The sequence below is a fragment of the Acinetobacter brisouisimilis genome (assembly GCF_000368265.1).
Lineage (GTDB): Bacteria > Pseudomonadota > Gammaproteobacteria > Pseudomonadales > Moraxellaceae > Acinetobacter.
In genome coordinates this window covers 2304131-2328646 of sequence record NZ_KB851219.1, presented here as the reverse complement: position 1 = coordinate 2328646, position 24516 = coordinate 2304131, and the positions used below count along the sequence as shown (strand labels likewise).

Here is a 24516-nt window from a genome sequence, read left to right as displayed (position 1 = left end):
CATGCGCTTGATTTCTCAACTCAGTCTTTTTATGGCGGGAACATTCACTGCGCTGTGGGTACATGCGGGTGAGGTGAAAGTCTATGCTGCCGCCAGCCTGACCAATGCGGTGACCGAGATTGCCAAACTGTATCAGCAGCAGCATCCGAGCACTAAAGTCGTGCCTGTGTATGCGGCATCCTCAACACTTGCCAAGCAAATCGTGGCGGGTGCACCGAGCGATATTTTCTTTTCTGCTGATCAGGACTGGATGAGCTATTTGCTGCAAAAACAGGAGGTTAGGCCTAAATACATCAAGCCATTGCTACGCAATCAAGTGGTGTTGATCAGCCCGAAAAACCTGAATATAAAGGTTCAGACCAATAGTCATTTTGCCTTTGCCCAAGCCTTTAGCGGTAAGTTATGTACAGGGCAAATGGAATCCGTACCTGTCGGGAAATATGCCAAACAAAGCCTGATCAAGCTCAACTGGCTCAACAGCCTGCAAGGTCGGATTGTCGGGACAGATGATGTACGCGCTGCGCTGACCTTTGTGGAGCGCGGCGAATGTGATGTCGGAATTGTGTATAAAACCGATGCCTTGGTCAGCCACAAAGTCAAGATTATCGGGGTAATGCCTGATAACTCGCATGATGCGGTGATTTATCCTGTGGCACTGACCAAAGTTGGTGAGCAAAATCCTGAAGCACAGCAGTTTTATCGTTTTATGAGCCACAGTGTACAAGCCTTGGCTATTTTTAAGCATTATGGTTTTAGCATAAACCGCTAATAGGATGACTGCATGTTATCGCCTGAAGAACTGAGTGCCTTGGCACTCTCCGCCAAAGTTGCGCTTTGGGCGACCTTACTATGTTTGCCCTTTGCGATTGCTGTGGCATGGAGTCTGGTGCGCTTGCAGTTTCGGCTGAAATTTTTACTCGAAGCCTGTTTGCAATTGCCGATGGTACTGCCGCCTGTGGTGCTGGGTTATGGTTTGCTGGTACTGTTTGGCAATCAGGGCTGGATCGGGCATACCTTGCAGCAGTTCGGGATTCAATTGGCATTTAACTGGAAAGGGGCAGTTCTAGCCTCCATGGTGGTGGCTTTTCCGCTGATGGTACAGCCGATCAAGCTGTCATTTCAGCTGATCGACCAGCGTCTTGAGCATGTTGCCGCGAGTCTGGGCGCCAACCCATGGCAGGTGTTTTACAGTGTCAGTTTACCGATGGCAATTCCTGGCATAATCATTGGCAGCATTTTGTGTTTCAGCCGCAGTCTGGGCGAGTTTGGTGCCACCATTACTTTTGTCGGCAATATTCCCGATGAAACCCGCACCGTGCCGATCGCGATTTATTCACTGCTACAACAGCCCGATGGTGAACAGATGGCGCTACGTCTGGTGATGTTATCAGTCGCACTGGCATTTGCAGCACTGATTGCCAATCATGTGATTTTACAAAAATATCAGCGACGTTTGGGGCGAATGTAAATGCTGAACTGTCAGTTTGAATATCGCCAAGCCGATTTTGCCTTGCAGGTTGACCTTGCCAGCCAAGCCCCTGTGTTGGGGATTGTCGGGGCATCGGGTTCAGGAAAATCCAGTTTTTTCAAATGCCTTGCAGGATTGCTGCAACCGCAGCAAGGTAGAATTCAGCTCAATCAACAGACTTTATTTGACAGTCAGCAAGGACTGAATGTGCCTGTGCATCGGCGTAATATTGCCTTTATTTTTCAGCAAGCCTGCCTGTTTCCGCATTTAAATGTCTTGCAAAATATTGGCTATGCCCAGCGCTGGAAGCCATCGCAAGCATCGAAATTTGCCAGTAGTTATATTGTGGAATTACTGGGTTTGCTGCCGTTATTGAAGCGCAAGGCACATCAGCTTTCAGGCGGTGAAGCACAGCGGGTAGCCATTGCGCGGGCGTTGCTGTCATCGCCCGATTTATTGTTACTGGATGAACCGACCACTGGTTTAGATCTACAACTTCGTCAGCAGTTACTGAGTTTTTTAAATACCATTCAGCAGGAACTGGCGATTCCGATGCTGTACATCACTCATCATGTAGAAGAATTGCAGCAATTGAATGCCCCACAACTCTGTCTGGCTAAAGGGCATTTGCATTATCAAGATTGAGTGGAGAGGCGTTTGATTTGTTGTAAACGGCGACCTTCAACCCAGCGAATCCATAGACTGATCAGCCCCATAATCGCCGCAAGGGTCACTACCGCTTGCCAGCCTGCCATGGCATAGGCTTTGCTGCCCAGCCATGAACCCGACGCCATGCCCGTAAACACGCCTGTAAATAACATGGCATTTAAACGCCCGCGTGCAGTCGGTTCTAGGCTATACACAAGGGTTTGATGTGCCACCAAACTGGCTTGTAGTCCTAAGTCAAAGCCAATTGCAGCGATGGCAATCAACAGCAGTTGCGCATGCATCGACAGCATTGGTAAAACCCACATCGCCGCAAACGACAGCATTACCAGTACAGCCCCCAGTTGCGTTACCCGATGCGAGCCATAACGGTCAGACAATGACCCTGCAATCGGCGCAGCCAAAGCACCCGCTGCACCTGCAATCCCAAAACCACCTGCTGCTGCACTGCCCAAGTGATAATGCTCTGCCAGCATCACGGCAAGGGTTGACCAAAAGGCACTAAATGCCACTGAAAGCAGACCTTGTGCCAGTGCGGCATGACGCAAAGCAGGGTAGCGCTGCCACAAGTGGCGCATTGAACCGAGCAAGGCAAAGTAACCGAGCTGTGCATGCGGCTGAAAGCGTGGCAGCACGCGCCATAAACCCATCGCCACAACAAATACACTAATCGCTGCCAGTTGATACATGGCACGCCAGCCCCAGTAGGCGGCAATCACACCACTCACGGTTCTTGACAGTAAAATCCCAAGTAACAGCCCTGTCATGACGGTGCCGACAAATTTACCCTGTTGTCCCGCAGGCGCAAGGATTGCAGCACTAGGCACGATGTCCTGTGCCATGGTTGCGGTAATGCCTACCACCAGACTAAACAGCAACACACTGTAGAGACCCTGACTCAAACTGAGTACCAGCAAAGACACAATCAGCAATAGGCTTTTGACCAGAATCAGTACACGACGGTCATAACGATCGCCCAGTGGAATCAGGAAGAAAATCCCCAAGGCATAGCCGATTTGCGTCAGCATCGGAATCAGCCCCAAATCACCGACTGCAATATGCAAGTCACTGGCAAATAACGGCAAAATGGGTTGAGCATAGTACAGGCACGCTACAGCAATACCTGCACCTGTTGCCAGCATAAACACCAATAAGGACGAAACGGATGGGGTGGGGGCAGCAGCAGTCATAATGGCAATCTCTTGATCAGGGCAGGAACAGAGAGCTATTTTGGGGCAAATGGCGGCATTGTGGTAGCGGTGGTCATGGTAAAATAGTTATACGTCAAACGTATAACCATAACCAAAATGAAATTTCTTGAACGTATAAATCGGCTGGAACTACTGCATACCCTGATTCGGATTGTTGAAACGGGTTCGCTCTCGGGAGCAGCACGTCAGCTTGAAGTCTCGCAGGCAACCGTGAGTCGGCGTTTAAGTACGCTGGAGCAACTGCTTGGGGCAAAATTGCTGCTCCGTACCACGCATGCGACCAAACTCACCGATGATGGCGAGCGCTGTTATCAGCATGCCAAAAACCTGATTGATGACTGGCTGAATCTGGAAGAGGAGCTGAAACAGGTGGCGGATGAGCCTGTCGGTTTGCTGCGGGTACGTGCTCCGCATGCCTTTGGTCAACAGCAATTGTTGCTGCCTGTTCTGGATTTTTTAAAGCGTTATCCTGCACTGAATATTGAATGGCGGCTCAGTGATGCTGCACCTGATTTTTTAGCCGATCATATCGACTGTGCGATCCATGTTGGTTTTGAACCTGACCCCAACACGGTGGCCATTTTACTGGCTGAAGTGCCACGGATTATGGTGGCAAGCCCTGAACTGTTGGCACGTTCACCTGAGATTGAAAAGATTGAGGACTTGGAGTCTTTTCCCTGGATCGAACTCAGTACTTATTATCGACATGAAATTCGCCTCAAAAACCAGATGACCCAGCAAATTCATAGTGTACCGATTCAGCCACGGTTAAGTACCGACAGCTTATTTGTCCTGAAAAATGCGGCATTGCGGAGCTTGGGTGTGGCGGTGATTTCCAGTTGGCTGGCGGCTGATGCACTGACAGATGGAACACTGGTGAATATCTTGCCTGAGTGGCAAGCAGCACCGTTGCCTGTGTATCTGGTCTATCCGTGGGCGCGCTATTATCCTGCACGGTTACGCCAATTTTTAAGCCTGATGCGTGAGGTCATGCCGACCATTTCGGGTATGCAGCAACTGAAATAATCACAGAAGTCGCTATTTAAAATTGGCAATGCTGCTGAGGATTTATGCTATTTTAATTTAAGTTTGACGAATATTTTCCAAAAATTGGAGATATGAATAGGTCATCTGCAACTGTTCGAGCCAGACCAACATTTTAAAGGTACTGTTTTTGCAATATCTTTAATTAGAATATGATGTTAAGCGAGTTTTGCAGTGAGGAGCATCGCTCCGCAAGTGGGTTGCCCTTGCGTGGCGAAGTCACTCATCCCGAAAGAAAAGTAGGTCGAGCCGAAGGCTAATGCTGAAATATGTGTTAAAACTTTAAGACTCTGCTATCACTATTCATTTATTTTCAATATCTTAAAAAGGTATTGAGTAAACTTAATTTTTAGTAAAACTTTTGCCCAATCTTGGGTGAATGAATTCGTTTTGTTGGCTTGTGCCTGCGCATTTTATTGTTTATTGATTTTGTTCGAGTTGATCATGACTAACCGTGTTTCTCACCCACAGCAGCAAGCAGAGTTATCGCCATTGCACGACAGCCCGTTGCCGCTGTATGAACAAGTCAAGCAACTGATTACTAAAAAAATCCAAGATGGAATTTGGCCAGCCAACTATAAAATTCCTTCAGAAATGGAGCTGGTCAAGTTACTTGGCTGTAGCCGCATGACCATCAACCGTGCCTTGCGTGAACTGACCGAACAGCGCTTTTTGACCCGTATTCAGGGCGTGGGGTCATTTGTGGCAGAGCGACAAAGTGAAGCGGCATTGTTCCAGATCGACAACATCGCCAAAGAGATCGAAAGCCGTAACCATCGCCATCGTTCTGAGATTATTTTGCTGGAACAGATTCGTGCTAACAAGGAACAATGCCTGCAAATGCAGGTCGCGATTGGGCAGAAACTCTATCATTCGATTCTGGTTCATTTTGAAAATGACATTCCTGTGCAGTTGGAAGACCGTTTGGTCAATGCCGCGCTGATTCCCAATTATATTCAGCAGGATTTTACCCAAATCACTCCGAATGATTATCTGGTGAAACGTGTGCCGATTAGTCAAGGCGAACACATTGTGGAAGCGATTTTAGCCAATACCAAAGAATGCAAATGGCTGGAAATCAGCAAGACTGAACCGTGCTTATTGCTCAAGCGCCGTACCTGGACAGGGGAGCATATTGTGTCGAGTGCACGCCTGATTTACCCAGGTAGCCGTTATTATCTGAAAGGCAAATTTACCCCGACCATGCGCTACTAAGTTGTCTTGAAAACTCATGAAATTGTACAAGTCAGATAGAATAGGCACTGAAAAATGCGCCTAAAAATTACAAAATGCTTTCGTCTAGTGCGTAAAAAACTGACGATTTTTGCTATCAAAATGACAGTGTGATGAAAATGATCATTAAAAATATTATTATAAAATAATGTCTTATTAAATTTTTTAAAAATTTTTATTCCCCTCTCTATTTTTTTAAAAAAAACTGATTTATATTTCAACTTGTATATACAAGTTTATACATATACAGGATGTAGAGAGAGTCATTTTGATGCGCTCTTTGTAGAACTTAAAGCAACGGTAGCGAGTAAATACACGTGGGAAATATGATTTCAGAACAGCTCAAGGCTGAAGCAAACCACAACAAACAGGATTTTGCCGTAGAGACTCATCTCTCTTACGCGCAGCAAAATAATAGTGCATGGATGACCTATCTGGCACAGATTGAACGGGTCAAGCCATTTCTTGGCGACCTCACCCAATATATTGATACCTTAAAAAATCCAAAACGTGCGCTGATTGTGGATGTGCCTGTGGTCATGGATGACGGTTCCATTCGCCATTTTGAAGGCTATCGGGTACAGCATAACTTGTCACGTGGGCCAGGCAAGGGTGGGATTCGCTTTCATCCCAATGTCGATTTGAATGAAGTCATGGCCTTGTCAGCATGGATGACCATCAAAACTGCAGTACTGAATCTACCATTTGGCGGTGCCAAAGGCGGTATTCGGGTTGATCCACGCCAGTTGTCAGATGTCGAGCTTGAACGTTTGACTCGCCGTTATACCAGTGAAATCAGTCATATTATTGGTCCGCAAAAAGACATTCCTGCGCCCGATGTTGGTACCAATCCACGGGTGATGGCATGGGTCATGGACACTTATTCGATTGAACAAGGTCATACAGTGACAGGTGTGGTCACAGGCAAACCTGTGCATTTGGGCGGTTCATTGGGGCGTGTTAAAGCCACAGGACGCGGTGTGTTTGTCACAGGTTGTCAGATTGCCCAGAAAATTGGTTTGTCGGTTGCAGACAGCCGTGTTGCAGTACAAGGTTTTGGCAATGTCGGCAGTGAAGCCGCGATTTTGTTTGCTGAAACAGGCGCAAAAGTGGTGTGTGTGCAAGACCACACAGGCACGATTTTCAATGAAACAGGTTTAGACACACATGCCTTGCAACAACATGTGCAGCAGCATGGTGGTGTGGCAGGTTTTGCTGGTGCGACAGAAATTGAAGCAGAGGCATTTTGGGATGTTCAGGCAGAAATCCTGATTCCTGCGGCACTGGAAGGGCAAATTACCGCAGAACGTGCAGAAAAATTACAGGCGCGTTTAGTCCTTGAAGGCGCAAATGGTCCAACCTACCCAGAAGCGGATGATATTTTGCATCGTCGTGGAGTGATTGTAGTACCTGACGTGATTTGTAACGCAGGCGGTGTCACGGTGAGTTACTTCGAGTGGGTACAGGACATGTCGAGCTTCTTCTGGAGCGAAACCGAAATTAACCAGCGTCTGGACACCATCATGTGTAATGCAGTTGCCGATGTCTGGAACAAGGCACAAGAAAAGCACTGCAACTTGCGTACTTCAGCCTATATTTTGGCATGTGAACGCATTTTGATGGCACGTAAAGAACGCGGGATTTACCCAGGAAAATAATTGAATGCAGATTGTGCCCAAGAGGCGCAAACTGGAAATGGACTCAGTTTGAATAGGGGTGAAAATTTCCCCCTATGCATCATCTGATAGCAGGCAGACTTGCTTTCAGACCTCTATGAACAGGAGCTAAGTGGTTTAGCTTCGCATAGAACAAACGCGACACAATGCTGCCGTGGCTTGCTTGGTGCATAAAATGAAATTGGCTATTTTTCAATAAATTAGAGGTTAATATGAATCAGCCAATGACGATTACCCGAAATGACTTCAACCAATGGATGGTGCCTGTGTTTGCCCCTGCCAATTTTATTTTGGTTCGTGGCGAAGGTTCTCGTGTCTGGGATCAGCAAGGTAAGGAATATATTGATTTTGCTGGGGGAATCGCGGTCAATGCATTGGGGCATGCCCATCCTATTGCGATTCAGGCGTTAACTGAACAAGCTCAAAAGCTCTGGCATATTGGCAACGGTTACACTAACGAGCCTGTTTTACGCTTAGCCAAACAACTCACCGATTCAACTTTTGCCGAAAAAGTCTTTTTTGCCAACTCAGGCGCGGAAGCCAATGAAGCTGCACTGAAACTGGCACGCAAATATGGCAATGACAGTGGTGTTGAAGGCAAAAACCAGATTGTGGCGTTTAACAATGCCTTTCATGGTCGTACCTTATTTACCGTGACTGCGGGCGGTCAGCCGAAGTATTCACAAGATTTTGCACCATTACCAGAAGGTATTCAGCACGTTGCTTATAATGATTTGACTGCGGCGGCTGCGGTGATTAATTACAAAACCTGTGCAGTCATTGTCGAGCCGATTCAGGGTGAAGGCGGTGTGTTGCCTGCCGATGCTGAATTTTTAAAAGGCTTACGTGAACTGTGTGATCGTCACAATGCCTTGCTAATTTTTGATGAAGTGCAAACTGGCGTCGGTCGTACAGGCGCATTGTATGCCTATATGAATACCGATGTTGTACCTGATGTCTTGACCACAGCCAAAGCCTTGGGTGGCGGTTTCCCAATCGGGGCGATGTTGACCACCAATGCTTTGGCGAAAGTGCTCACTGTAGGTTCACACGGCACCACTTACGGTGGCAATCCATTGGCTTGCGCTGTAGCCAATGCTGTATTTGATTTTATTAACAGCCCTGAAGTGCTCGACGGCGTGAAAGCGCGTCATCAGCAGTTTGTGGCAGGCATTGAAGCGATTAATGCCAAATATCCAGTCTTTAGCCAAGTACGTGGCGAAGGTCTGTTGATCGGCTGTGTACTCAAAGATGAATATGCAGGTCAAGCTAAACAAGTCACCAACCTCGCTGCCGAAGAAGGATTATTGGCACTGGTGGCAGGCACAGACGTGGTACGTTTTACCCCATCGCTGATTATCCCAGAAGCGGATATTATCGAAGGATTACAACGCTTTGAACGTGCTGTTGCCCGTCTCGTAAAATAAGGATATTGCCCCATGATGATCGTACGCCATGCCGAGCACCGCGATTTAGACGACATTTATCAGCTTGCCACCAAGGCAGGCACAGGCTTGACCTCATTGCCTCCCAATAAAGATATTTTGTCGGCACGAATCGAACGTACCCGTAACACCTTAAATGGTGAAGCCAGCAAACATGAACAGGGTTATTTGTTCGTGCTGGAAGACCAGTCCAATGGACGCGTGGTCGGGGTCAGTGCCTTGGAAGTCGCGGTCGGTCTGACCGAGCCATGGTACAACTTCCATGTCGGTACACAGGTGCATGCGTCAAAGGCGTTGAATGTCTATAAAGTTTTGCCAACCCTGTTTTTAAGCAATGACCATACTGGCTATAGCGAACTGTGTACCTTGTTCCTTGATCCTGATTATCGGCATAGCAACAATGGCAAATTCTTGTCGAAAATCCGTTTTTTGTTTATTGCAGCATTTCGCCAGTTTTTTCAGCAACGCCTGCTCGCAGAAATGCGTGGGGTATCCGATGAGCAGGGACGCTCACCATTTTGGAATGAACTCGGTAAGCACTTCTTTAATATGGACTTCTCTACTGCGGATTATTTAAGTGGTATCGGACAAAAAGTCTTTATTGCTGAACTGATGCCACGTTATCCACTGTATGTGGACTTGCTGCCTGAGAGCGCACGCAATGTGATTGGCAAAGTGCATCCACAAACCTTGCCTGCTTACCACGTACTGGAGGCAGAAGGTCTGCGTTATCAGGGTTATGTCGATATTTTTGATGCAGGACCGACCATTGAAGCCGAACTGGATGACTTGCGTGCCGTCAAGGATAGTCGTCTGGTGTCTGTCAAAATTGGCAGCGTCGACAGCAAAAAATCTCCTTCCCATTATTTAGTTGCAAACGATGCGTACTACGACTATCGAGCCTTGCTGATTCAAGGTCAGTTGCACGATGAAATGCTGTATTTAACCGCCGAGCAGGCACAACAGCTTGAAGTGATTGAAGGACAATCCGTACGTATTTTGGCACTTAATCCATTGGAAAAATAACATGTCAGAACAAGCTTTATATATTGCAGGAACATGGCTGCAAGGGCGAGGTACGTCCCTAGAAAAAACCAACCCAGTCACTAACAGATTGATTTGGAAATCAAATTCAGCAAATTCAGCCGACGTGGATGCCGCTTGTCAGGCAGCCCGCAGCGCATTTAAACACTGGGTGCGTCAAAGCCTAGATGCGCGGGTTGAAGTGGTACAACGCTTTGCCAGTTTGCTAGAACAAAACAAAAACCAGTTGGCGGAAGTGATTAGTCAGGAAACCAGTAAACCGTACTGGGAAACTTTGACTGAAGTGCAAGCCATGATCGGTAAAGTCGCGATTTCACTGCGTGCCTATGAACAGCGCACAGGTGAGAGCAGCACGACTATGGCAGATGGTGTGGCATCGTTACGTCACCGTCCACATGGTGTGCTTGCGGTATTTGGCCCGTATAACTTCCCGGGGCATTTACCCAACGGGCACATTGTTCCTGCACTGATTGCAGGCAACAGTATCGTGTTTAAACCGAGCGAACTTACACCGTGGACTGCCGAAGAAACCGTGAAGTTGTGGCAACAGGCAGGCTTACCGAGTGGCGTATTGAACTTGGTTCAAGGTGGTCGTGAAACAGGCGAAGACCTTTCGCAACACCATGAAATTGATGGATTATTGTTTACAGGTAGTGCCAACACAGGCTACCAGTTGAACCATCAGATGGCAGGCGCGCCTGAGAAAATCTTGGCACTGGAAATGGGTGGCAACAACGCGCTGATCGTGGAAGATTTTGAAGATGTTAATGCTGCGGTCAATGTCGCCATTCAATCCGCCTTTATTTCTGCGGGACAACGCTGTACCTGTGCCCGTCGTATTTTGGTGAAACGTGGCGCACAAGGCGATGCGTTCATTCAGCGTCTGGTTGAGGTGGCAGGCAAGCTACAGATCGGCGCTTGGGATGCTGAACCACAACCATTTATGGGTGGGGTGATTTCATCGGCTGCGGCTGAGCGCATGTTAAAGGCACAGCAAACCCTTCTGGATTTGGGGGCAACTTCATTGCTCGCCATGACCCGTTTGCAAGCGGATAGCAGCTTACTCAGTGCAGGTGTTTTAGAGGTGACAGGCGTTGCCAATCTGCCTGATGAAGAATATTTCGGCCCATTGACCTGTATTCAGCGTTATGACGATTTTGCACAGGCTGTAGAGTTGGCGAACAAAACCCGTTTTGGCTTGGCAGTGGGTTTGATTGCAACGCAACGCGCATTGTTTGACGAGCTGTTGATTGAAGCCCGCGCAGGGATTGTCAACTGGAACAAACCATTAACAGGTGCATCCAGTGCTGCACCGTTTGGCGGTGTCGGTGCATCGGGCAACCATCGTCCAAGTGCTTTTTATGCAGCGGATTACTGCGCATGGCCAATGGCGTCGCTGGAAACTGACAGCCTGAGCCTGCCTGAAAAATTAACACCAGGGTTGGTGTTGCAATAAGCCACGGAAATTGGAGAAGAAAATGTTAGGTTATGAAGTCAATTTTGATGGTTTAGTTGGCCCCACTCACCACTATGCAGGTTTGTCATTTGGCAATGAAGCCTCGACCAAACACCGCAATCTGGTGTCCAACCCGAAACTTGCGGCCAAGCAAGGTTTAGAAAAAATGAAAGCCCTGAGTGATTTGGGCTTGAAGCAAGGTGTGTTGGTGCCGCATGAGCGTCCACATGTACCGATGTTGCGTAAGCTCGGTTTTCGTGGTGATGATGCCAGCGTACTTGCGCAAGCGATGCAGTACGCACCGCAACTGCTTTCATCATTAAGCTCAGCATCCTGTATGTGGACAGCCAATGCAGCAACCGTTTCGCCGTCTGCCGACAGTGCCGATGGTCGGGTGCATTTTACCGCAGCCAACCTCAACAATAAGTTTCACCGTTCGATTGAAGCGGATACCACTTCGCAGGTCTTGCAGGCGATTTTCCGTGATGAGCAACATTTCGCGCATCATGCGGCATTACCTCAAGTGGCGCTGTTTGGCGATGAAGGTGCAGCCAACCACAACCGTTTAGGTGGCAGCTATGCTGAGCGCAGTGTGCAGGTGTTTGTTTATGGACAGCAGCATTTTAATGGTGAAGCAGGGCCGAAACGTTACCCAGCACGTCAGACCCGTGAAGCCAGTGAAGCGATTGCGCGTTTGCATCAGCTCGATGCTGCACACACAGTCTTTGTTCAGCAGCATCCTGACGTGATTGATCAGGGCGTTTTCCATAATGACGTAATCGCGGTCAGCAACCAGCAAGTGTTATTTCACCATCAACAGGCGTTTTTACATCAGGTACAGGCACTGGATGAAATCCGCCGCAAAATGGCAACGCTAGAGCAAGAACTGATTGCGATTGAAGTGCCGACCCAACGTGTTTCAGTGGATGATGCCGTAGCGACTTATCTGTTTAACAGTCAGATTTTGACCCGCCCAGATGGTGGCATGAGCATTGTGGTGCCTGAAGAATCTCGCAAAAATGCGGCAGTTTGGGGCTACCTGAATGACATGATTCAAATGGGTACACCGATTGATGACATTAAAGTATTTGACCTACGTGAAAGTATGCAAAACGGTGGTGGGCCTGCCTGCTTACGTTTGCGTGTTGCCTTGAATGAGCAGGAATTACAGGCGGTGAATCCCAAAGTGCTGATGAATGAGCAGCTATTTGGCGCACTGAATCAATGGGTTGATCGTCATTACCGTGACCGTTTAACCCAGGCGGATCTGGTCGATCCACAGTTGTTGATTGAAAGCCGTCAGGCACTGGATGAACTAACGGTATTGCTGAATTTAGGTTCGATCTACCCGTTCCAACAGATTTAGGAGTGGTCAGTGATGCAGGATTTCTTGGCAATGACGCTCAGTGGTCAATTCCCTGAGCCACAGCAGGGGCAGCAGCATGGTTTTGCTTGGCACTGGTTGGCAGAAGGGGTACTGGAACTGACGCCAGTGCAAGGCTATCACAAAGTGGTGGTGCTTTCGGCTGGTATTCATGGCAATGAAACTGCGCCGATTGAGTTGTTAAATCAACTGTGTAGCGATCTGTTTGCTAGGAAATTGGCATTACAAGTCCGCTTGCTGATCATTTTTGGTAATCCAGATGCCATGCGTCAGGGGCAGCGTTATCTGAATGCTGACCTGAACCGCATGTTTATGGGCGGGGTCAGTGAGTTTACAGAAAGCGCTGAAACTGCACGTGCCAAAGGGTTGGAGCAACTGGTGCAGCAATTTATGCAGCACAGTGACCCACAGGCGATTCGTCTGCACTATGACTTGCACACCGCTATCCGTGCATCACTGTTACCAACCTTTGGTTTGCTGCCGTATAAAAGTGAACCTTTCGATCTTGAATTTTTAAGCTCGCTGGAGGCAGCAGATTTAGATGCTCTGGTACGACACCAGAGCCTTGGACGCACCTTTAGCCAGTTGACCGCAGAAACCTGCCAAGCCTCTAGCTGTACGCTGGAGCTGGGCAAAGCCTTGCCTTTTGGCTGCAACGACCTGAGTCAGTTCCAAGCAACTGACACCATGTTGCGCAGTGTGGTGGCAGGGCAAGCTTTACCACCCCGTGGTAAACACAGTGCGATGCGTCAGTTTCAGGTGCAGTATTCACTGCTCAAGCAACATGACGACTTCAAGCTGTATCTCAGTGATGATGCCCCGAATTTTACCGTGTTCGAGCAGGGAGAGCTATTGTGTACCCAGCAACAGCAGGAAACGCGGGTGCAGCACACACAAGAATGGATTTTATTTCCCAACCCGAACGTACAAAAAGGATTACGTGCAGGGCTGATGCTGACAGAAGACACAGGCGCTTAGCACCCAAAGCTTCCGTCACAGCAGAAATGAAAAGGACTGACAGTTAATTACAGCGCAATGCTGGCTAGGAGTGGCGATGAATCGGGAACATAAAGAGACTCACGCATTAATGGGGGATGGTGATCTGTTGGGTCATCATCATATAGAGCAGGAACCGCAACTTGACCGAGCATTAAGCAATCGGCATATCCAGTTGATTGCCATTGGTGGCGCGATTGGTACGGGACTGTTCATGGGGTCAGGTCAGACCATTGCATCTTCGGGAACATCGGTTTTATTGACCTATATGATCGTTGGTTTTTTCTTCTTTTTTGTCATGCGTGCCATGGGAGAATTGTTACTCTCCAACACCAGCTATAAATCGTTTGTGGATTTTGCCACAGCGTATCTAGGGCCATGGGCAGGCTTTTTTCTGGGCTGGTCATACTGGCTGGGTTGGGTGGTGACCGCGATTGCCGATATTATTGCCATAGGCGGTTATATGCAGTTCTGGTATCCCGACTTGCCTGTGTGGTTGCCTGCCTTGGCCACTATTAGCATTTTAACCACGCTGAATTTGCTGACCGTAAAAATGTTTGGTGAAACCGAGTTCTGGTTTTCCATGATCAAGATTGTGGCGATTATTGCCTTTTTGATTTTGGGTATTAGTCTGGTCAGCATCGGTTTTGTATCGCCAAATGGTGTCAAAGCATCCTTTAAGCATATTACCGATCCAGCCTCGTTTCTCCCGCATGGCATTACGGGTTTTCTAAGCGGTTTTCAAATGGCAGTGTTTGCCTTTTTGGGCATCGAACTGGTCGGGACAACTGCCGCAGAAACTAAAAACCCTGAAAAATCATTGCCAAAAGCCATTAACTCGATTCCTTGGCGTATTCTGTTGTTTTACATTGGCGCTTTGCTGGTGATTATTTCGGTGATGTCATGGCAGCATGTTGACCCGAACCAAAGCCCTTTTGTCGCGCTGTTTAAACTGGTGGGACTAACTGCTGCTGCTGCCGTGGTGAACTTTGTGGTACTGACCTCTGCCATGTCTTCGGCAAACAGCGGAATCTTTGCCACCAGCCGTATGCTGTATGGTTTGGCGGTTGAGCAGGATGCACCACAGCGCTTTACCCGATTGTCCAAAGGTAAAGTCCCTGTTCAAGCGATTTTGTGTTCGATGGGTTGTGTGGTGGCAGGCACCACGATTTTATTTATCACGCCAAATGTCATGTCGGCATTTAATATTGTGACCGCATTTACCTCGATTTTAACTGTGTTTGCCTTCGGTATGATTTTGTTATCATATTTGGCTTACCGCAAACAACGTCCTGATTTACATGAGCAATCGGCCTATAAAATGCCTGCGGGGATTTTTATGAGCTGGGCAGGCATCGCGTTTATGGTGTTTGTGGTGGCGATTTTATGTCTCGATCATGATACCCGCATTTCATTGTTTGCTTCACCGATTTGGTTTATCGGATTATTTATTGCCTACAAATACCGCAGTAACCGCGACCCAGAACGGACTTGGGTGTTAGAACGCGGGCGTCGTATTGAGCCAGAGTCAGACTAAACCATAAAAATTGTAACTGCCTTGCTTCGTGAGCGTAGGCAGTTGCTTAAACCAAAAAAACAGACTGCTTTCATAAAACATCATAAGGAATAAAAACATCGCACAGCCAAGTTTCATGTAAGGCAATTTCAACCCGAACGCTGTATTTGATGAATTTAAGAGATATCTCCCCAAACACCCTCAAAGTTTCAATCCTTTGAGGGTTTGTTTTTTTATGCAAGATTCGTTGGGGGGAAGACTGATCTGTGATATAAATAAAATCGCTATTTATAATTAAAGTCTATATAAAGTGTTGTTTTTATATAAAGATTTCGCATTAAAAATGCAAAAGACCTTATTTTATTTAGACATCAAACTGAGAACATAACAAAAGGTGTGTGATGCAACTTATCGCAGGTGCAAATACGGTTTTACCTACTCCGTCAGTCGAACTCGTGATTCGAGCGCGTGTTCCCCAAGCCATAGATTTAGATATTACCGCGTATTTACTGGCACAGACCACGCAAAAAGTCCGTGGTGATACCGACATGATTTTCTATGGGCAAACCCATACGCCAAACCAAAGTATTCAGTTATTTGAGTCGGCGAGTCAACCTGACCATTTAACCCGAATACGAATCAATACCGCACAGCTTGATAGCGCGATTGGCAAAATTGCGATTTGTGCCACATTGACTGAGCCTGCGCATATTCGAGACTTGCAGCAACTCAGTATCGATTTACTCAGCGATGGTCATGTAGTTGCAACATCAGAGATTAATACTCAGAGCAAAACCGAAAAGGCGCTGATTTTGGCGGAAGTCTATAACCACAATGGTCGCTGGAAATACCGTTTTGTCGATCAGGGCTTTAACGGTGGCTTAAAACCTTTGGCGGAAAACTTTGGTGTGGAAGTGGCTGAGCCATCTGCAGCCCCACCGCAACCACAGCCGAGTCCGAGCGTTGCACCACCAACTACAAGTAACAATGCAAATATTTTTGGTCAGCCTGTCAGCTCGACTACGCCTACAGCACAACCGACGCCACCACCCAGTTCGATTAACCTGTCCAAGATTCGTTTAGATAAGCCCAATTCATCGATTAACCTCACCAAATACAATGGTTCATTTGGCAAGATTCAGGTCAATTTGAACTGGAACCGTTCAGGTGGCGATCGTGGCAAGAGTTTCTTTCGCAAGCTCAGTGCATCGCAGTCGGTTGATCTGGACTTGGGTGCCATGATCGAGATGCAAAACGGCGCGATTCATATTGTTCAGGCGCTTGGCAATCGTTTTGGCAGTTATGAAAAATCGCCTTATGCCGAGTTGCAAGGCGATGACCGCACAGGCTCATCCTTAAACGGTGAAAATCTATGGATCAATGGCGAACATTGGGATCAGATTAAACGTATTGTTATTTATACATATATTTACGAAGGTGCAGCAAACTGGGCAGCAACCGATGCTATTGTAAATATGCAGCTTCCCAATCAGCCACCGATTGAAGTGCCTGTCAATGAAGGCGGTTACCTCAGTACCTGTGCAATTGTGGAATTAAAAAATGTGGGTGGGCAAATTCAGGCCAACCGCCAAGTGCAATATTTTGATGACCAACAAAAGCTCGATGAACATTATAGTTTTGGTTTTAGATGGACAGTCGGGCGTAAATAGTTGAAATAAGAGGAAACAATAAAATGGCAATTACATTAAATAAAGGCGGCAATCTTTCACTTAGCAAGACTGATCCGTCATTAACCCAAGTTTTAGTGGGTTTAGGCTGGGATGCGCGTGCAACTGATGGCGTCGATTTTGACTTGGATGCATCTGCATTTTTATTGGGCGCGAACGACAAAGTTCGTGGTGAACACGATTTTATTTTTTATAACCAGCCGCGTTCACCAGAAGGTTCAGTTGAACATACGGGCGACAACCGTACAGGTGCAGGCGATGGCGATGATGAAAGCCTGAAAATTGATTTGACGCGTTTACCTGCCGATGTACAAAAAATCATTTTTACCGTAACCATTCATGATGCTGAAGCGCGTCACCAAAACTTTGGTCAGGTGCAAAATGCCTTTATCCGCATCGTAAATAATGCTTCACAACATGAAATCGTACGTTTTGATTTAAATGAAGACTATTCGACTGAAACTGCGATGGTGTTTGGTGAATTGTATCGCCACAACGGTGAATGGAAATTCCGCGCAGTAGGGCAGGGTTATGCGGGTGGTCTGCGCATGATGTGCCATCAATATGGCATCAATATCTAACTGAGCAGGTTCGATGAAACATTTTCGTTTTTCGATCATTTTCAGCATCGTCTGTCTTGCGTTGTCTGCCTACTGGGGCTTTACCCACGGGGCAGACGCGGGGCTGATGACCATGCTCAAAGCCCTTGCGATCACGGGGATTTTAGCCGTGATGGAAGTTTCACTGTCGTTTGACAATGCTGTAGTAAATGCTTCGGTACTCAAAACATGGAACCAATTCTGGCGTACCTTGTTTTTAACCGCCGGGATTATTGTTGCCGTATTTGGTATGCGTTTGTTATTCCCACTATTAATTGTGGGGGTTACGGCAGATATGAGCATTGTTGATGTTGCCCAACTGGCACTGAATGACCCGAAAAGTTACTCTGAAAAACTCTTGGCACATCATCCTGAAATTTCAGCTTTTGGTGGCATGTTCTTGCTACTCGTATTCTTAAACTTTTTGTTTGATGATGAAAAAGACTCGCACTGGTTTCACTGGTTAGAGTCGAAGCTCGCCAATTTAGCCAGTATTCCTGCGATTTCAGTATTTTTGGCACTGATTTCACTGTTGGTCATGGCGCACTTTGTACCAGAAGCAACCAAACTAGCTGTGATGGTGTCAGGGATCTGGGGCATTGTGGTTTATATTGGCGTGCAGGTGATCGGTCACTTGCTCGAAAGTAGCGATGCAGATGACGAAGAAACTGAAAATAATCAGCAAGGCACATCGATAGGTGACACTGTTGCAACCGTAGCAAAAGGCGGCATCGGCGGTTTTTTATATCTGGAAGTTCTCGATGCTTCGTTTAGTTTTGATGGCGTGATCGGGGCATTTGCAATTACCAACGATGTGGTAATTATTATGCTCGGTTTGGCAATCGGTGCGATGTTTGTACGGTCTATGACCGTCTTCTTGGTTGAAAAAGGCACACTGGATGCCTATATATTTCTAGAGCATGGTGCGCATTATGCAATTGGTGCGCTCGCATTTATTATGCTCGCCAGTGGTACGGGTGTACATGTACCTGAAGTGGTCACTGGTCTTATTGGGATTGCCTTTATTGTTTGGGCAGTTCTATCTTCAATCTCTTATAGTAAAAAACAACATTAATTTAATTTGATACAGCAGAAGGAAATTTAAATCATGGCAATTAACTTGTCTAAAGGCGGCAACATCAACTTATCTAAAACTGCACCGAGTATGAACCTTGTCGATCTTGGCTTAGGTTGGAACCCACGTGTGACCGATGGTAAGGCATTTGATCTTGACGCTGTAGCATTTTTAGTCAGTGAAAATGGTAAAGTTCGTCGTGATACCGACTTTATTTTCTTTAACCAAAAACAGTCAGATTGTGGTTCAGTCGTTCACAACGGTGATAATCGTACAGGTGAAGGCGACGGTGATGATGAAACTGTATCAGTCAATTTAGCCAAAGTTCCAGCGGACGTGGCAAAAGTGATTTTTGCAGTCAACATTCACGAAGGTCAGCAAAACAGCCAGAACTTTGGTCAGGTCGACAAAGCATATATCCGTGTATTGAACAAAGACAATGCCAACGAAGAAGTGGCGCGTTTTGACTTGTCAGAAGATGGCAGCACTGAAACTGCGATGATTTTTGGTGAATTGTACCGTCATAACGGTGAATGGAAATTCAAAGCCGTTGGTCAAGGTTTCAATGGTGGCTTGGGCGCATTGGCTGCCAGTTATGGCGTCGCTGTATAAATAAATTGTCAAAGTGCTAAAAGAGTAATCTTTTAGCACTTGAAAAATTGTTTGCAAATCAGCTGTTTTTCAAGTGCTAATCGACAAGAATCTATTCACATGGAACTCATTTCAGGGCAAAAGCTCCCGCTGAAAAATTTATTCGAACAACAGCAATTTCGGTTACGCGTTCAATTCAATACTCCGCATCCTCTTGATGTTTCCTGCTTTATGCTCGATCAGCAGGGTCGGCTTATTCATGACGATTATATGGTGTTTTATAACCAACCTCATTCACCAAAAAATGAGGTCTGCTATAGCGTGAATGGAATGATTCATGAATTCCAGATTAATCTTGCTAAAACCAACTCCAACAAGGTGGCACATCTGGTGTTTTGTGCCACGCTTGAAAATCAACAACTCAGTATGTGCGATATTCAAAGTGGTGTGGTCGAGCTGATCAATAGCAAATCTGAAGTGGTTGCCAGTTACCGCCTGCTGGGCAGCAGCTTTAAGCAGGAAAAAGCCCTGATGCTGCTAGAGGTGTATTTTAAAAATGATGCATGGCATTTGGCTGCTATAGGGCAGGGTTTTAGTGGTGGCTTGGACACGCTGGTCGAGCATTTTGGTGCTAAGGTCAGCACACCCGTAGTGCCAGTTGTATCGGGTATCTCGGCTGTAGATTTGCGTAAAAAAATTATTTTAGACAAGGTGCAGGCAGATGCTCCGCATTTGCTGGATTTAACCAAAAAATCCCTGATCAGTCTGGAAAAAAATCAGCTTATTGGCGTGCGGGCACGCGTGGCATTGGTGTTGGATTATTCGGGTTCCATGCTGGGACAATATCGCCGTGGTGATGTACAGCAAGTGCTGGATCGGGTGATGCCACTTGCCGTCAACTTTGATGATGATGCCAATTTTGAATGCTGGGCATTTGCCGAGCGGCCACTGCGTTTAAGTGATGTGTCATTGCATAACCTGCCTGATTTTATTAACTGCGAACAGGGTGGTTATAAGAAATGGCAGGCAGGAGCGTGCATTAACAATGAACCTGCGGTGATGCAGGATGTGGTGCAGTATTTTCTCAAAGAACAGCCAGATAACTTGCCTGTTTATATCATCTTTATTTCTGACGGTGGTATTGGCAGTGCGACGCAGATTAAGCGTCTGCTGCGTGAGAACTCTAACCAGCCGATCTTCTGGCAATTTATCGGGATCGGTGGGCGTGGTTATGGAATTTTAGAGCAGCTCGATAACTTAAATGGTCGTGTGCTTGATAACTGTAATTTTTTTGCCATCGACCATTTACACAGCCTCTCAGAAAGTGAGTTGTATGATCTGATGCTACAAGAATTCCCACAGTGGCTTGAACAGGCCAAAACAAAACAGATTTTAAATTAAGAGGATCACAACATGGCTGAATTTAATTTGGTTGGAACACCTGAACCTTTTTTACATGTATCACTGCGTCAGGGTGAAAAAATTTATTGTGAATCCGATGCCATGGTCATGATGGAATCGAATCTGGAGCTTGGCGGTAACCTGCGTGGAGGTTTGTTCCAGTCAGTGATGCGTAAATTCACTACAGGTGAATCGCTGTTCCAGCAAGAAATCAAAGCCTCTTTTGGGGCTGGCGAGTGTTTACTCTCCCCCAACCTTGATGGCGACATGCAGATTTTAAATATTGGCCAGCAGCAATATGTGCTGTCCGATGGCGCATTTGTGGCATCGACTGAACAGGTCAATGTCAAAGCCAAAGTCCAGACCAATTTGGGTGGCAGTCTGTTTGGTGACAATGGTGGTTTTGTAGTAATGGAAACCTCAGGGCAGGGGCAACTGTGTATTTCAGGTTGCGGTACGCTGATGGAAGTTGAGGTCAATCCGCAAAACGGTGAGACCATTATTGATAATGGTCATGTGGTCGCATGGGATTCATCATTAAGCTATAACATTGGTATGCCAAGCTCGCGTAATCGCGGCATGTTGGGCAATTTGTTAAATAGTGTCACCAGTGGCGAAGGCATGGTCTTAAAGTTTCAAGGCTATGGTAAAGTCATTATTTGTTCGCGAAATCGCAACAGTTACATTGCTTGGTTGGCGTCAGTACTCAATTTAGGCCAACGATCATAAAATAGGAAAAAACATGAGCATTAGCTTAGTTAAAGGTCAGAAAATTTCACTCGCAAAACAAGATGGTTCAAGCCTGTCAAAAATCTTTTTAGGCGCAGGCTGGGACGTTGCCAAAAGTGGTGGTTTATTTGGCATGTTTGGTGGTGGCAATAACAGCATTGATTTGGACGTATCGGCAATCACCTTTGATGCCAACAAACGCCAAGTCGACAATGTCTATTTTGGGCAGTTGCGTAGCCGTGATGGCAGCATTGTGCATTCGGGTGATAATCTGACAGGTGCAGGCGATGGCGATGGCGATGATGAAGTGGTTTATGTTGACTTAAGTCAAGTTCCATCGAACGTCACTTCGATTGTCTTTACCATCAGTAGTTTTCGTGGTCAGACTTTTGAAAAAGTGGAAAATGCGTTTTGTCGATCAAAACAGCAATCAGCAAATTGCACACTATAATCTGTCAGCCAAAGGCAACTATACGGCATTGATTATTGCCAAGGTCTACCGTCATGATGGCACATGGAAAATGTCTGCATTAGGCGAAACCTGCAACGGGCGTACCTTGCATGACATCGTACCACATGTGGTGAATTATCTATAAATTGTCATATTTGAAGCCAAGCCTGAGTTGTGATCAACTCAGGCTTTTTTAATGGCTGGTATTTGATTTTGAATCAGCTTGAAGCCAGAGATAGAAAGATCATAGTTTTATGTTTTTTAAACCAAAAATTTAAGTTGAAGATCTATATGAAAATATGAAAAGGATTGGGGAAATGTGTCGCGAAAATATGAAAAGCAAAAACTTTAAAAAATGATAGAGAGGCTGAAACCCGAACAGCAGTCTTATTTTGATTTGGGGATGATGTTGTGAGAGATGTACTCCATCTTTATGGAGTTTTCTCCTGAGAGTAAATTACGCAAAGAAAAAGGCACTTATCTTTTGATAAGTGCCTTTTGAATTTGGAGCGGGAAACGAGACTCGAACTCGCGACCCCAACCTTGGCAAGGTTATGCTCTACCAACTGAGCTATTCCCGCGTGAGGCATATATTACATTAAGTAGATTTAGAATCAACTCATTTTCTAGGTTTATTGAATTAATTGCATAAAATAAAAGCAAAATCTGAAAGATTTTAAATGCTGATCGCAATCTAAATGCTTTCATCAACTAGAAAACCCTGTGAATTTATCAAAAATTGCTATACTCAAGACATGATCTTTTTATGTAACAGGACAGTTTCTCATGAGTTTAGAGCAACAATTAATTGAGCGGTTACAACAGCTACAGCCTAGCCATTTAGAAGTGATTAATGAATCAGCAGGACATGGAGGGTATTATCCTGGAAAAGAATCACATTTTAAGGTGGTGATTGTCAGTGAGGCATTTGCAGGCTTGCGTCTGGTTCAGCGTCATCAAAAAATTTATACACTTGCCGCAGAATTACTGGTGCCTAGTGCAATCCATGCTTTAGCCATTCATGCCTATCTGCCAAGTGAATGGGAAGGTCAAGCACCTGCCAGCCCAGAATGTGCCCATGCACCTAAAGCTTAAGGATACTGCATGAATACGTTGCTCTTATTAAAAATCCTGCATGGTGTAGGCGTTGTATTGTTACTGTTGATGCTCGCGCTGAGCAGCAGACACCTATTTCGTATGCAGGATGAGCAGCTTGCCGCCAAAACACCGCGTTTGGTGATTGCATTGCAACATTCAACTTTTACGCTGATGTTGTTGACGGGAGGGGCATTGTTATGGATGAAACATTTTCAGGTGCAACCTTGGTTTTATGCTAAAGCCGCGCTATTTGTTGTTATTTTTTCTTCATTAATCAAGGCATTTCGTTGTAAAGAAGGGATTTTGCTGGTACAGCGCCGTGCAGGTATCGTGATTGCTTGGATTGCCTTGTTTGCAATTTTACTGTTGGTGAAGATCAAACCCGTATTTTCATAATTGTTGGACAGCTTTCATCACGGGCAAAAAGCTCTAGGATAGACTAGGGCATCAGACCATTAAAATAATTAGGACAAAACTATGCTGACACGTGTCATTTTCAATCAGAAAGGTGGAGTTGGGAAATCTAGCATTGCAGTGAATCTTGCCAGTCTGAGTGCCCATCATGGTTTAAAAACACTGGTGATTGACCTTGATCCGCAGTCCAATGCCAGCCAGTATCTGCTTGGAGATGCCGCCACATTTAATGGTCGCCAGCAGGCATTGGAACCGAATATTGAAAATTTTTATCAGGAAGTTTTGGGAAGCTCCAATAAAAGCCTGATCGGTAATACTCTGGGGGTGCTGCTCAAATCACGGTCACAAGGTCTGGAAAGCTATACCCATCAGTCACCTTTTAACCATCTGGATATTTTGGTGGCTAGTCCAAGCCTTGGCGCACTGGAACACAGTCTGGAAAGCAAACATAAGATTTATAAACTGCGCGATGCCATTGCCGAGCTGTCTGGAAAATATGACCGTATTTATATTGATACGCCACCGGCCTTTAATTTCTTTACCCTGTCGGCGTTGATTGCTGCTGACCGTGTGCTGATTCCCTTTGATTGTGACGTATTTTCACAACGTGCCTTACAAACACTTATTGAAAATATCTTAGAAACGCAAGATGATCATAACCAACGACTGGAAATTGAAGGGATTGTGGTGAATCAGTTTCAGGCTCAGGCAAAATTGCCGCGAGAAGTGGTACAGCAACTTAAAGATCAGGGTTTACCTGTCTTGAATAACATGTTGCCGCCTTCGATCCTGATGAAAGAATCACATCACAAGAATAAACCTTTGATTTACCTTGCACCCGAACACAAACTCAGTCAGGCATATTCGGCTTTGTTTGCAGAAATAGAACAACTTTCCTGAGGTGAGATATGAACAAATGGGCGATAGCAGCAAGTCTAGTGATTGGTATGGTATTGACAGGTTGCGCCACAACAGTCAAACCCAGTTACGTGTCGCCTACCCAGTATCAGGCACTGAACTGCACACAATTACAAAGTGAATATGACCGTATTCAGCACTATCTTGAACAAGGCGTAGAGCCAGAAAAACGCACGGGTGTCGGGGTCGGTGTTGGTGGTGGCTGGGGACGAAGCGGCTGGGGTTTTGGCCCGACCTTTTCGGTCAATTTGGGACAGTCATCTAATACTAAACGTAGTGAAATCGCCCAATTAATGGGACAGCAGGATGCCATTGTACAAGCTGCGCATTTTAAAAATTGCCGAATCTTGACAGTGAAAAGATCATGAGAATAAAAAAAGGTCGATGCTTCGACCTTTTTTTATTTTTTTAGT

The 24516-nt window shown here is 46.1% G+C and carries 23 protein-coding genes, 1 tRNA gene and 1 pseudogene; 23 read left to right on the top strand and 2 right to left on the bottom strand.

Annotated features, from left to right (window positions below):
- Position 1: 1 nt before the first annotated feature.
- From modA to F975_RS14740, 3 genes are read left to right on the top strand one after another with little or no spacing between them, the layout of a single operon-like run.
- Positions 2-769 (top strand): molybdate ABC transporter substrate-binding protein, encoded by a 768-nt coding sequence (gene modA / locus F975_RS14750; RefSeq protein WP_004754735.1) that lies wholly within the window; start codon positions 2-4, stop codon positions 767-769.
- Positions 770-781: 12 nt separating this feature from the next.
- Positions 782-1468, top strand: a complete 687-nt coding sequence (gene modB, locus F975_RS14745) for a molybdate ABC transporter permease subunit (RefSeq protein WP_004754733.1) — start codon at positions 782-784, stop codon at positions 1466-1468.
- Entirely contained in the window at positions 1469-2113 is a 645-nt protein-coding gene (locus F975_RS14740) for an ATP-binding cassette domain-containing protein (protein WP_004754731.1), read from the top strand.
- Here the strand turns inward: F975_RS14740 and F975_RS14735 are convergent.
- Complete coding sequence (locus tag F975_RS14735; RefSeq protein WP_004754729.1) at positions 2104-3324, bottom strand: MFS transporter; 1221 nt, start codon at positions 3322-3324, stop codon at positions 2104-2106. The genes F975_RS14740 and F975_RS14735 overlap by 10 nt on opposite strands.
- 117 nt (positions 3325-3441) lie before the next feature.
- Between F975_RS14735 and F975_RS14730 the strand changes: the two genes are divergently transcribed.
- From F975_RS14730 to F975_RS14655, 16 genes and pseudogenes are all read left to right on the top strand, one after another.
- Positions 3442-4371 carry a LysR family transcriptional regulator gene (locus F975_RS14730; RefSeq protein WP_004754727.1) on the top strand — a complete coding sequence of 310 codons (930 nt, stop codon included), beginning with the start codon at positions 3442-3444 and terminating at the stop codon, positions 4369-4371.
- Positions 4372-4833: 462 nt separating this feature from the next.
- Complete coding sequence (gene hutC, locus F975_RS14725) at positions 4834-5604, top strand: histidine utilization transcriptional repressor HutC (RefSeq protein WP_004754725.1); 771 nt, start codon at positions 4834-4836, stop codon at positions 5602-5604.
- A gap of 443 nt (positions 5605-6047) precedes the next feature.
- Positions 6048-7280, top strand: coding sequence for a Glu/Leu/Phe/Val family dehydrogenase (locus tag F975_RS14720; protein ID WP_416201886.1), 1233 nt, complete (start codon positions 6048-6050; stop codon positions 7278-7280).
- Between the two features lie 230 nt (positions 7281-7510).
- Positions 7511-8725: an aspartate aminotransferase family protein gene (locus F975_RS14715; protein ID WP_004754721.1), complete on the top strand. Its 1215-nt coding sequence runs from the start codon at positions 7511-7513 to the stop codon at positions 8723-8725.
- A gap of 12 nt (positions 8726-8737) precedes the next feature.
- Entirely contained in the window at positions 8738-9769 is a 1032-nt protein-coding gene (astA, locus tag F975_RS14710) for an arginine N-succinyltransferase (RefSeq protein WP_004754719.1), read from the top strand.
- A 1-nt stretch (position 9770) separates the two neighbouring features.
- Positions 9771-11243, top strand: coding sequence for a succinylglutamate-semialdehyde dehydrogenase (gene astD / locus F975_RS14705; RefSeq protein ID WP_004754717.1), 1473 nt, complete (start codon positions 9771-9773; stop codon positions 11241-11243).
- 22 nt (positions 11244-11265) lie between these two features.
- Positions 11266-12609, top strand: coding sequence for an N-succinylarginine dihydrolase (astB, locus tag F975_RS14700; protein WP_004754716.1), 1344 nt, complete (start codon positions 11266-11268; stop codon positions 12607-12609).
- A 12-nt stretch (positions 12610-12621) separates the two neighbouring features.
- Positions 12622-13605, top strand: a complete 984-nt coding sequence (gene astE, locus F975_RS14695) for a succinylglutamate desuccinylase (protein ID WP_004754714.1) — start codon at positions 12622-12624, stop codon at positions 13603-13605.
- Positions 13606-13681: 76 nt separating this feature from the next.
- Positions 13682-15160 carry an amino acid permease gene (locus F975_RS14690; protein WP_004754712.1) on the top strand — a complete coding sequence of 493 codons (1479 nt, stop codon included), beginning with the start codon at positions 13682-13684 and terminating at the stop codon, positions 15158-15160.
- A 380-nt stretch (positions 15161-15540) separates the two neighbouring features.
- Positions 15541-16809 (top strand): TerD family protein, encoded by a 1269-nt coding sequence (locus F975_RS14685; RefSeq protein WP_004754710.1) that lies wholly within the window; start codon positions 15541-15543, stop codon positions 16807-16809.
- A 23-nt stretch (positions 16810-16832) separates the two neighbouring features.
- Positions 16833-17408 (top strand): TerD family protein, encoded by a 576-nt coding sequence (locus tag F975_RS14680; RefSeq protein ID WP_004754709.1) that lies wholly within the window; start codon positions 16833-16835, stop codon positions 17406-17408.
- A gap of 13 nt (positions 17409-17421) precedes the next feature.
- Positions 17422-18501 (top strand): DUF475 domain-containing protein, encoded by a 1080-nt coding sequence (locus F975_RS14675; protein ID WP_004754706.1) that lies wholly within the window; start codon positions 17422-17424, stop codon positions 18499-18501.
- A 33-nt stretch (positions 18502-18534) separates the two neighbouring features.
- On the top strand, positions 18535-19113 hold the full coding sequence (locus F975_RS14670) for a TerD family protein (RefSeq protein WP_004754704.1): 579 nt from the start codon (positions 18535-18537) through the stop codon (positions 19111-19113).
- Positions 19114-19212: 99 nt separating this feature from the next.
- Positions 19213-20493 carry a VWA domain-containing protein gene (locus tag F975_RS14665; RefSeq protein WP_004754702.1) on the top strand — a complete coding sequence of 427 codons (1281 nt, stop codon included), beginning with the start codon at positions 19213-19215 and terminating at the stop codon, positions 20491-20493.
- A gap of 12 nt (positions 20494-20505) precedes the next feature.
- A complete protein-coding gene (locus F975_RS14660) occupies positions 20506-21222 on the top strand; it encodes a TIGR00266 family protein (RefSeq protein ID WP_004754700.1) in 717 nt (238 codons plus the stop codon).
- Positions 21223-21235: 13 nt separating this feature from the next.
- Positions 21236-21818: pseudogene (locus tag F975_RS14655) on the top strand (TerD family protein).
- 360 nt (positions 21819-22178) lie between these two features.
- Here the strand turns inward: F975_RS14655 and F975_RS14650 are convergent.
- Positions 22179-22254 (bottom strand) — tRNA-Gly (locus F975_RS14650).
- A gap of 205 nt (positions 22255-22459) precedes the next feature.
- On the opposite strand from F975_RS14650, the gene F975_RS14645 reads away from it, so the two are divergent.
- From F975_RS14645 to F975_RS14630, 4 genes are all read left to right on the top strand, one after another.
- Positions 22460-22768, top strand: coding sequence for a BolA family protein (locus tag F975_RS14645; protein WP_004754694.1), 309 nt, complete (start codon positions 22460-22462; stop codon positions 22766-22768).
- A gap of 9 nt (positions 22769-22777) precedes the next feature.
- A complete protein-coding gene (locus F975_RS14640; protein WP_004754692.1) occupies positions 22778-23167 on the top strand; it encodes a SirB2 family protein in 390 nt (129 codons plus the stop codon).
- A gap of 81 nt (positions 23168-23248) precedes the next feature.
- Complete coding sequence (locus tag F975_RS14635; protein ID WP_004754690.1) at positions 23249-24085, top strand: ParA family protein; 837 nt, start codon at positions 23249-23251, stop codon at positions 24083-24085.
- Between the two features lie 8 nt (positions 24086-24093).
- Positions 24094-24471 carry a hypothetical protein gene (locus F975_RS14630; RefSeq protein WP_004754689.1) on the top strand — a complete coding sequence of 126 codons (378 nt, stop codon included), beginning with the start codon at positions 24094-24096 and terminating at the stop codon, positions 24469-24471.
- Positions 24472-24516 lie beyond the last annotated feature (45 nt).

Coding starts and splice junctions, on each gene's coding strand:
- modA (WP_004754735.1), top strand. CDS start 2: ATGCGCTTGATTTCTCAACTCAGTCTTTTTATGGCGGGAACATTCACT.
- modB (WP_004754733.1), top strand. CDS start 782: ATGTTATCGCCTGAAGAACTGAGTGCCTTGGCACTCTCCGCCAAAGTT.
- F975_RS14740 (WP_004754731.1), top strand. CDS start 1,469: ATGCTGAACTGTCAGTTTGAATATCGCCAAGCCGATTTTGCCTTGCAG.
- F975_RS14735 (WP_004754729.1), bottom strand. CDS start 3,324: ATGACTGCTGCTGCCCCCACCCCATCCGTTTCGTCCTTATTGGTGTTT.
- F975_RS14730 (WP_004754727.1), top strand. CDS start 3,442: ATGAAATTTCTTGAACGTATAAATCGGCTGGAACTACTGCATACCCTG.
- hutC (WP_004754725.1), top strand. CDS start 4,834: ATGACTAACCGTGTTTCTCACCCACAGCAGCAAGCAGAGTTATCGCCA.
- F975_RS14720 (WP_416201886.1), top strand. CDS start 6,048: ATGACCTATCTGGCACAGATTGAACGGGTCAAGCCATTTCTTGGCGAC.
- F975_RS14715 (WP_004754721.1), top strand. CDS start 7,511: ATGAATCAGCCAATGACGATTACCCGAAATGACTTCAACCAATGGATG.
- astA (WP_004754719.1), top strand. CDS start 8,738: ATGATGATCGTACGCCATGCCGAGCACCGCGATTTAGACGACATTTAT.
- astD (WP_004754717.1), top strand. CDS start 9,771: ATGTCAGAACAAGCTTTATATATTGCAGGAACATGGCTGCAAGGGCGA.
- astB (WP_004754716.1), top strand. CDS start 11,266: ATGTTAGGTTATGAAGTCAATTTTGATGGTTTAGTTGGCCCCACTCAC.
- astE (WP_004754714.1), top strand. CDS start 12,622: ATGCAGGATTTCTTGGCAATGACGCTCAGTGGTCAATTCCCTGAGCCA.
- F975_RS14690 (WP_004754712.1), top strand. CDS start 13,682: ATGAATCGGGAACATAAAGAGACTCACGCATTAATGGGGGATGGTGAT.
- F975_RS14685 (WP_004754710.1), top strand. CDS start 15,541: ATGCAACTTATCGCAGGTGCAAATACGGTTTTACCTACTCCGTCAGTC.
- F975_RS14680 (WP_004754709.1), top strand. CDS start 16,833: ATGGCAATTACATTAAATAAAGGCGGCAATCTTTCACTTAGCAAGACT.
- F975_RS14675 (WP_004754706.1), top strand. CDS start 17,422: ATGAAACATTTTCGTTTTTCGATCATTTTCAGCATCGTCTGTCTTGCG.
- F975_RS14670 (WP_004754704.1), top strand. CDS start 18,535: ATGGCAATTAACTTGTCTAAAGGCGGCAACATCAACTTATCTAAAACT.
- F975_RS14665 (WP_004754702.1), top strand. CDS start 19,213: ATGGAACTCATTTCAGGGCAAAAGCTCCCGCTGAAAAATTTATTCGAA.
- F975_RS14660 (WP_004754700.1), top strand. CDS start 20,506: ATGGCTGAATTTAATTTGGTTGGAACACCTGAACCTTTTTTACATGTA.
- F975_RS14645 (WP_004754694.1), top strand. CDS start 22,460: ATGAGTTTAGAGCAACAATTAATTGAGCGGTTACAACAGCTACAGCCT.
- F975_RS14640 (WP_004754692.1), top strand. CDS start 22,778: ATGAATACGTTGCTCTTATTAAAAATCCTGCATGGTGTAGGCGTTGTA.
- F975_RS14635 (WP_004754690.1), top strand. CDS start 23,249: ATGCTGACACGTGTCATTTTCAATCAGAAAGGTGGAGTTGGGAAATCT.
- F975_RS14630 (WP_004754689.1), top strand. CDS start 24,094: ATGAACAAATGGGCGATAGCAGCAAGTCTAGTGATTGGTATGGTATTG.